The organism is Bacillus sp. SIMBA_074 (assembly GCF_046534555.1).
Lineage (GTDB): Bacteria > Bacillota > Bacilli > Bacillales > Bacillaceae_G > Bacillus_A > Bacillus_A mycoides.
This window is the reverse complement of record NZ_JAWRYM010000462.1, coordinates 1-275: the sequence shown is the minus strand read 5'-3', so window position 1 is coordinate 275 and position 275 is coordinate 1. Positions and strand designations below refer to the sequence as shown.

The following is a 275-nucleotide window of genomic DNA, read 5'->3' as shown; positions in this document are numbered from 1 at the left end:
CTGAGCGTTACTCCGTCTGTTACTGCCGAGGTGGCCCCCTGAATGGAGATGACCGCCAGAAAAATGGTTAGAAAGGAGCCAAGGACACCCATGGCAATATTGCGCAGCAGTGTAGCGAGCTGTGTTACTTTATATCTTTCAGAAAACAGGCTGACGATGGAGAGCATCGCTGAGAGAAACAGTAACGGAAACACCACATACGAGATCATCATCCCGCTGATGTTGATCATGAAAATGATGAGCGGGTGAAACATGGTCGCTGTGGCCAGATTGCC

The 275-nt window shown here is 49.8% G+C and carries 1 protein-coding gene; it reads right to left on the bottom strand.

Annotated features, from left to right (window positions below; genetic code table 11):
• On the bottom strand, positions 1 to 275 hold a 275-nt coding region (locus SB773_RS31590), incomplete at both ends, for a stage III sporulation protein AE (protein ID WP_410594264.1).